The organism is Achromobacter semiaridum (genome assembly GCF_053543755.1).
This window is the reverse complement of sequence record NZ_JBLVOL010000126.1, coordinates 1-7732: the sequence shown is the minus strand read 5'-3', so window position 1 is coordinate 7732 and position 7732 is coordinate 1. Positions and strand designations below refer to the sequence as shown.

Here is a 7732-nt window from a genome sequence, read left to right as displayed (position 1 = left end):
CGATGGCGATTGAGACGCCCCACTTGATCATCAGGCTTCCACCGGATGTAGCCCCCCATTGCTCCCAGACTTCGGCGCGGACGTCATTCCAGTCGTAGCTGGCGGTGGTGACGTAACGGTGAGCGAAGGGATTCCACCAGACCATTTGGAAACCGTAGACGTAGATTTTTCGGCGTAGCCGGTTGAAGCGGATGGGAAGATCGCGCGGCGGACAGACGTCCGTTTGGTAAAGAAACGCTGCAAGGTAAGAATAGGCGGCCAGCAGGAATAAAAACATCAATATCGTCGTGAGGCCATCGGACCCGTCTGTCGAAGAAAACGCCCCGTAGCCAAAAAATAGGGGCAATTGCCAGATAAAGAAGCACACACACAAGGGCACACCCAGGATCAAAATTCCGCGGGTGCTGGATGTTCGTCGGGATAGCTCCAGGTGGACATCGTCGACATAGTTGGGTGCGTCTGCGCGATAACTGGGTGGCCCGGGTGAGTCATTAGGCCCGGGCAAATCGCGCTTCCAACCTGGGCACGGCGGATTAAGCAGAGGTCTTACCATCACGCTTCCTCCGCAGAGATCAACTTTGCGTATCCGCTGAGATCGTCCTTGTCTGGCCAATATGCAATTTCGACGACGGCTGCCTTAACTGCATGCATGCCGCCCAACCAGTATCTGCCGCTTAGCGCGGGATCGTCTCTGGTCGGCAACTCACTGACCGCTGGCACGAGATCTGGCTCGGTGTCTAGCATGGGCGCATGGGCCCGACTATTGTGATACGCAGTTGCAAGCACTGACGACGTTATCAACGGCATACGTTTCCCACTTTTCGCCACCCCAAATTTATGAACGGTTAACGTGAACTCGTAACGCGAGCGCAAGGGATCAAAACCAGGCAACAGGATCAAGTAAGCCAATTCCGTGCCCGTTTGAACGCCGCCCGTCTCCTTGATCAGCAAAACGTCCATTGCCGCAAGCTCGGCCGCATCGGCGAAGCGCTTGGATGAGTGAAATCCCAAAGACACCGACAATCCCGACAGTGCGGCGTTTAATGCGGCCACCGCTGAATCGAGCTGGTCTGCCATCTCCCATCGCTGGCTGCGCTCCGCGTTTCCGAAGTACGACTGCCGCGCCCACCGTTCCAAAGCATCGGATTCCAGTCTCTTCGCTTTAACACTCGCAGCGAATGCATGCAGCCATTTTGCCGAGGTGTCGCCTTGGCGGGCGGCACGCATAGCGGCTGCGATCCACCCGGGCCCCATCAGCCACTCCTCCCTATGCCGCTATCGCCCCACCCGCTTTCGCCAACCCCTTCCCCAACTCAATCGCCTTCGCGACGACGCCCAGCTCCGCATTCGCGGCCCGTCGCATAAACGGCTGGACCGCCTCGCCCGCCACACTGACCGCAAACCCGCCCGCCTCAACACACGCGCCTAGCATGCCGATGCCCGCTCGATACGACGCAGCCGTCGCCTCTGCATGCTCCAGGTCCACCGCGCTTCGAGCAGATTCCAGGCCGGTTTGCACGCCGTCGTGAAAAAGTAAAGGTTGACAAGCGATAGCGCGCCGTAAGCCGAAACAGAGCCGCACTGGGGCCGAGATATTGCAGTTGCCCGCGCTAGCCGCATCGTCACGGCGCGCTCGGCGATTCGATATCCATTGCCTCCGGCCATTCAACCAACGGCGCCCAACGTAGCGCCAGGTTGTATGCCGGCACGTCATTCGCATCGCGTAGTTCGATGTCGCACGGCGGCAAGGCGTCGGGGCCTTGCTGCATGTAGGTGCACACATAGGCCCAGAGATTGTCCAGGTCCTTGTTGTACGTGCTGAGGTGGAAACGTTCGATAACTTCGTTCGTGCCGGGTTTGACGATGGCGATTGAGACGCCCCACTTGATCATCAGCGTGCCACTGGATGACGCGCCCCATTGCTCCCAGACTTCCGCGCGAACGTCGTCCCAGTCGTAGCTGGCGGTAGTGACGTACCAGTGGGAGAAGGGTTTCCACCAGACCATGTGGAAACCGTAGACGTAGATTTTTCGGCGGAGACGGTTGAAGCGGATGGGGAGGTCGCGGGGTTGCGTGACGTCGGTCCGATACATGAGCACACTGATCCAAGCGCATAGGGCCATTGCGAAGAGCCCAATCACTAGGTTAAACAGAACATCTTGGTTAATGCTTGCGAAAGCACGTAAGAGTGTTCTGAAAATAACCCCGGGCATTTCAACGACTGCGCAATAGCCGGTGATGATGACAGCGAACAGCAACACCCCGCGTATGCTGGAAGAACGTCTGGAAAGTTCCAAGTAGGTATCGTCAACGTGATTTGGCCCGCTTTCTTTCAGGCTCGGCTTCACAACAGGCGTTTCGCCGGGCCCGGGTAAGTCGCGCTGCCATCCCACGCATTGCGGAGTCAAGATAGAACGCGCCATCACGCCACCTCCGTCATCGTGACGCTGGCATAACCGGCAAGATCGTCCTTGTCATACCAATAGATAATGCTGACCGTAGCACTCTTGATCCCGTGCAGAGGTCCGAGCCAGTAATTACAAGCTAGCACCGGCGCCTCTTTCGTCGGCAACAGATGGCCTTTAGGCGTCAGCCGCCGAAATTCATCCAGAACAGGTGCTCGTCGTACGCTATTGTGATGGACGGCCTCAAGGACACCTGCTACCGGCATCGGAGTGTGTCGTCCGACTTTGTCTACCCCGAAGCGCTCTACAAAAAGCCTGAATTCATAGCATGAATGCTCCGGATCAAAGCCAGGCAGTACGATCCGATAGCCGAGCTCCAATCCCGATTCCATGCCGCCCGTTGCCTGGGTCTGCAATACGTCGGCCGCCAGGAGCGAATCGAAGTCCATTGGCCGTCTGGCAGGATGAAAGCCGAGGATCGCCTCCATACCGATAAGTGCGGCATTCAGCTCCGAGATTGCGGCATCCATTTGATCTGCCGTTGCCCAGCGGAACCCTTCGTCTGCCTGACCGAAGTATGAACGGCGGGACCACAGCTCTAGAGCATCCGACTCTCTGCCTTTGGCGACCCTGCCCAGGGCGAATGCTAGAAGTCCGGCCGCGATACCAATACCCAGAGATCCTATCAGCGCCGCCCCGGTTAATGCTCCATACACGCTAAAAAATGCTCCGCCAAACGCGATGGCGCCAGACATTCTGTACTTCTCGCCAGCATCGCCATCCCCCACCCCATCGGCACGCCCCGCGGCCCCCAAGCTTCCAACCCCATCCGCCACTCCCCCCAAAGCCGCAATCGCGCCACCCGCTTTTACTAGCCCCTTCCCCAGCCCTATCGCCTTCGCAACCATCCCCGCCTCAGCACTCGCCACCCGGCGCATGAACGGCTGCACTGTCTCCCCCGCCACGCTAAGCGCCAACCCACCCGCCTCCACGCCCGCGCCCAGCATGCCGATGCCTGCCCCGTACAACGCGGCCATCGCCTCTGCATGTTCCGCGCCTACCGCCTTTTGAGCAGCGTCCAGGCTGGACCGCACACTGTCATGCAGAAAATAAAGGCTGACCAGCGATAACCCGCCATATCCCGAACCCACTGATAAACGCTTCAGGCTGGCGAAGCCGTTCTTGGCGAATTCCCGTGCGTGCTCCGCACTGAGTTCCAGGCCGATGAGTAGTTGCGCCGCAGGAACATCCAGATGTTTGATGGCCACTGACAGTTTGCGCATCCCGCCGCCGGCCATGGCGCGGGCGCTGTGCGTCACGCCGCCGATTGCCTCCTGCACGTCTCGCATCACGTCGCCAGCCACGTCGGCCGCGCCGGTCTTCAGTTCTTTTATTCGCTTGGCGATCTGTTCCGCGCTGCCTTCCATCCAGATCGTCACGTCGACCAGCTGCTTGTGCAACGCAGGGTCCGGGATGCTGATCAGGCCGGCGAAGATGAAAGCGCGTACTCGGCGGCCGGTGTTTTGGTTCAGGGAATCGCCGACGCGTTGCAGTTCGTCGGCGTAAATGGCAAGGAGCTCGCTGACCGTCAGTTGGATCACGACCTGCGTCATTTGCGCGCCACGGTACAGCCAGGCGCCTCCGACGTGCACAGCGTTGACGGCCGCGCGGGTGGCGTCGTTTAACTGGGCGTGAAGGCGGCTGCTGGCGCCGTGCACGGCGGCCAGCAGTTGGTCTGTGGCGTCCGCTGCCAACTCGCGATCAACGAACGACCGGCGATCGAAGCGCGAAACAAATCCGACCTTAGATCGGCAGACCGTTGTTACCCGCGTAGAACCGCCCATCACGGCGCGCTCCGCGATTCGATGTCCATTGCCTCCGGCCATTCAACCAACGGCGCCCAACGCAGCGCCAGGTTGTATGCCGGCACGTCATTCGCAGCGCGTGGTTCGATGTCGCACGGCGGCAATGCGTCTGGGCCTAGTTGCATGTAGGTGCAGACATAGGCCCAGAGATTGTCCAGGTCCTTGTTGTAGGTGCTGAGGTGGAAACGTTCGATGACCTCGTTCGTACCGGACTTGACGATGGCGATTGAGACACCCCACTTGATCATCAGGGTGCCACTGGATGACGCGCCCCATTGTTCCCAGACTTCGGCGCGGACATCGTCCCAGTCGTAGCTGGCGGTAGTGACGTACCAGTGGGAGAAGGGTTTCCACCAGACCATGTGGAAACCATAGACATAGATTTTTCGGCGAACTCGGTTGAAGCGGATGGGGAGGTCGCGGGGTTGCGTCACCTCGATTCGATAAACAAGCACGGTGACCCAGATGCATAACGCCATGGCGAGCAACGCGGCTAAAACCATAAGCAGATGGAATGCACTAAAAGTGGAAAGCGCGCGCAAAATCACCCTAAAAAGGACGATTGGCGACTCAACGATGGCGCAATAACCTGTTAAGACCGCCGCGAACAGCAATAGCCCCCGGATGGTGGATGAACGTCTGGATAATTCCAAGTAGATGTCGTCAACGTGATTGGGGGCATCCGTCCTGATGCTTGGCGTCACAACGGGCTTTTCATTTGGGCCCGACAAATCGCGCTGCCATCCCGCACACGAAGGAATGAGTTTGGATCGCGCCATCACGCCTCCTCCGTCAGAGTGATGCTGGCATAACCGGCAATATCGTTCTTGTCATACCAACAGACGTCGGTCGCCACAAGCGAATCGACGTCCATTGGCCCTGGCACAAGCATTGGACGGTGGGCAAGGCACGCGCGTCCTGAAAAACGCCTGCGGCGCGAATCTATCGGCAATGTTGCCACCCGCTCGATGCAACCCATCACGGCGCGCTCCGCGATTCGATATCCATTGCCTCCGGCCATTCAACCAACGGCGCCCAACGCAGCGCCAGGTTGTAGGCCGGCACGTCATTCGCATCGCGTGGTTCGATGTCGCACGGGGGCAAGGCGTCGGCGCCTTGCTGCATGTAGGTGCAGACGTAGGCCCAGAGATTGTCCAGGTCTTGGTTGTAGGTGCTGAGGTGGATACGTTCGAGGACTTCGTTCGTGCCGGGTTTGACGATGGCGAGTGAGAGGCCCCACTTGATCATCAGGGTGCCGCTGGATGAGGCGCCCCATTGCTCCCAGACTTCCGCGCGAACGTCGTCCCAGTCGTAGCTGGCGGTGGTGACGTACCAGTGGGAGAAGGGCTTCCACCAGACCATGTGGAAGTCGTAAACGTATATTTTTCGGCGGACGCGGTTGAACCGGATGGGGAGGTCGCGGGGCTGAGTTATATCAGTCCGATATATAAGCACGGTGATCCATGTGCATAAGGCCATAGCAAAGAGCGCAGACGCCAGGATAAAAAGGTCAAGGGATTTGAAACTCGATAGCCCATCGAACAACTCGCTGAAAATCATGTAGGGCATTTCAATAAAGGCCCCGTAGCCGGTGAACGGGATAGCAAATAACAAGACTCCGCGAATGCTAGACGAGCGCCTGGACAGTTCCAAGTAAGTGCTATTAACGTGGTTCGGCGCACTCTCTTTCAGGCTTGGCATCACAGTGTGCGTTTCATTAGGACCTGGCAAATCGCGCTGCCATCCAGCGCACTGCGGAGTGAGGTCAGATCGCGCCATTACGCCTCTTCCGTCATGGTGACACTGGCAAAACCCGCGAGGTCGTCCTTGTCACACCAATAGATGATGCCAACCGTAGCGCTCTTGATTCTGTGCAATGGCTCGAGCCAGAATTTGCAAGCGAGCACTGGCGCTTCTTTCGTAGGCAACACATAGCCTTTAGGCGTCAACCCGCTAAATCCGCCCTGAGCGGGAGCACATACTTCACTGTTGTGATGGACGGCCTCAAGGACACTCTCCATTAGAACTGGAGTGTGTCGTCCGACTTTATCTACCGCGAAGCACTCTACAAGAAGCCTAAATTCGTAGCGAGACACTTCCGGGTCAAAGCCGGGCAGTACGATTCGATAGCCGAGTTCCGGTCCCGCTTCCACCCCGCCCGTTGCCTGAATCTGCAATATGTCGGCCGCCAGGAGCGAATCGAAGTCCATAGTTCGCCGGGCAGAGTGAAAGCCAACGATCACTTCCATACCGATAAGCGCGGCATTCAGTTCCGAAATTGCTGCATCCATTTGATCCGCCGTTGCCCAGCGGGAGCTTTGTTCCGCCTGACCGAAATAGGAGCGACGGGCCCACATCTCCAAGGCATCCGACTCTCGTTCTTTGGCGACCTGTGCGAGCGCAAATCCTATAAGTCCAGCCAAAATGCCAATACCCAGCGGCCCCATCAATACTGCGCCGGTTGCAGCGCCATATAAACTAAACGGTGTCCCTGCTAGATAGACGAATCCGCCAATTGCGTATGCCTTGCTTGCACCAGCATCTCCAACCGCATCCGCACGCCTCGCCGCTGCAAACCCTCCAACCCCATCCGCTACTCCCCCCAACGCCGCAATCGCGCCACCCGCTTTTACTAACCCCTTCCCCAGCCCAATCGCCTTCGCGACCATCCCCGCCTCGGCACTCGCAACCCTGCGCATAAATGGCTGCACAGCCTCTCCCGCCACACGAAGCGCCAGCCCACCCGCCTCGACGCCCGCGCCCAGCATGCCGATGCCCGCCCCATACAGCGCAGCCATCGCCTCCGCATGTTCCGCGCCTACCGCCTGACGCGCGGATGCCAGGCTCGACCGCACGCTGTCATGCAGGAAATAAAGGCTGACCAGTGACGACCCCCCATATCCCGAACCCACGGATAAACGCTTCAAGCTGGCGAAACCGTTCTTGGCGAACTCCCGTGCGTGCTCCGCGCTGAGTTCCAGACCGATGAGCAGTTGCGCCGCAGGGACGTCCAGATGTTTGATGCCCACGGACAGCTTGCGCATCGCGCTACCAGATATGCCGCGCACGCTGTTCGTCGCGCCGCCGATTGCCTCCTGCACGCTCTGCATCGCCTTCGCAGTCACGTCCGCCGCGCCGGTCTTCATACTCTTTATTCGGTTGGCGATATCCTCCGCGCTGCCTTCCATCCAGATCGTCACGTTGACCAGTATCTTGTGCAACGCGGGGTCCGGAATGCTGATCAGGCCGGCGAAGATGAAAGCGCGTACTCGGCGGCCGGTGTTTTGGTTCAGGGAATCGCCGACGCGTTGCAGTTCGTCGGCGTAAATGGCAAGGAGTTCGCTGACCGTCAGTTGGATCACGACCTGCGTCATTTGCGCGCCACGGTACAGCCAGGCGCCTCCGACGTGCACAGCGTTGACGGCCGCGCGGGTGGCGTCGTTTAACTGGGCGTGAAGGCGG

Annotated in this window: 7 protein-coding genes; all 7 read right to left on the bottom strand. The window is 58.9% G+C overall.

Going from position 1 to position 7732, the window contains the following annotated elements; translation table 11 throughout:
• On the bottom strand, positions 1–277 hold a 277-nt coding region (locus tag ACNPP0_RS26215; RefSeq protein ID WP_448706776.1), incomplete at its 3' end, for a DUF6708 domain-containing protein.
• Positions 278–552: 275 nt separating this feature from the next.
• Complete coding sequence (locus ACNPP0_RS26210; RefSeq protein ID WP_448706775.1) at positions 553–1227, bottom strand: hypothetical protein; 675 nt, start codon at positions 1225–1227, stop codon at positions 553–555.
• A 395-nt stretch (positions 1228–1622) separates the two neighbouring features.
• Positions 1623–2423 (bottom strand): DUF6708 domain-containing protein, encoded by an 801-nt coding sequence (locus tag ACNPP0_RS26205; RefSeq protein WP_448707439.1) that lies wholly within the window; start codon positions 2421–2423, stop codon positions 1623–1625.
• A complete protein-coding gene (locus tag ACNPP0_RS26200; RefSeq protein ID WP_448707438.1) occupies positions 2423–4249 on the bottom strand; it encodes a hypothetical protein in 1827 nt (608 codons plus the stop codon). Before ACNPP0_RS26200 ends, ACNPP0_RS26205 begins: the two co-directional genes overlap by 1 nt.
• Complete coding sequence (locus tag ACNPP0_RS26195) at positions 4249–5049, bottom strand: DUF6708 domain-containing protein (protein WP_448707437.1); 801 nt, start codon at positions 5047–5049, stop codon at positions 4249–4251. The genes ACNPP0_RS26200 and ACNPP0_RS26195 overlap by 1 nt, the downstream gene beginning before the upstream one ends.
• A 199-nt stretch (positions 5050–5248) precedes the next feature.
• A complete protein-coding gene (locus ACNPP0_RS26190; RefSeq protein WP_448707436.1) occupies positions 5249–5884 on the bottom strand; it encodes a DUF6708 domain-containing protein in 636 nt (211 codons plus the stop codon).
• A gap of 164 nt (positions 5885–6048) precedes the next feature.
• Positions 6049–7732, bottom strand: a 1684-nt coding sequence (locus ACNPP0_RS26185; RefSeq protein ID WP_448707435.1) for a hypothetical protein, incomplete at its 5' end; no start/stop codon positions are given.

What these genes read in the sequence shown, in the direction of transcription:
- ACNPP0_RS26210 (WP_448706775.1), bottom strand. Translation starts at nt 1,227, where the DNA reads ATGCGTGCCGCCCGCCAAGGCGACACCTCGGCAAAATGGCTGCATGCA.
- ACNPP0_RS26205 (WP_448707439.1), bottom strand. Translation starts at nt 2,423, where the DNA reads ATGGCGCGTTCTATCTTGACTCCGCAATGCGTGGGATGGCAGCGCGAC.
- ACNPP0_RS26200 (WP_448707438.1), bottom strand. Translation starts at nt 4,249, where the DNA reads ATGGGCGGTTCTACGCGGGTAACAACGGTCTGCCGATCTAAGGTCGGA.
- ACNPP0_RS26195 (WP_448707437.1), bottom strand. Translation starts at nt 5,049, where the DNA reads ATGGCGCGATCCAAACTCATTCCTTCGTGTGCGGGATGGCAGCGCGAT.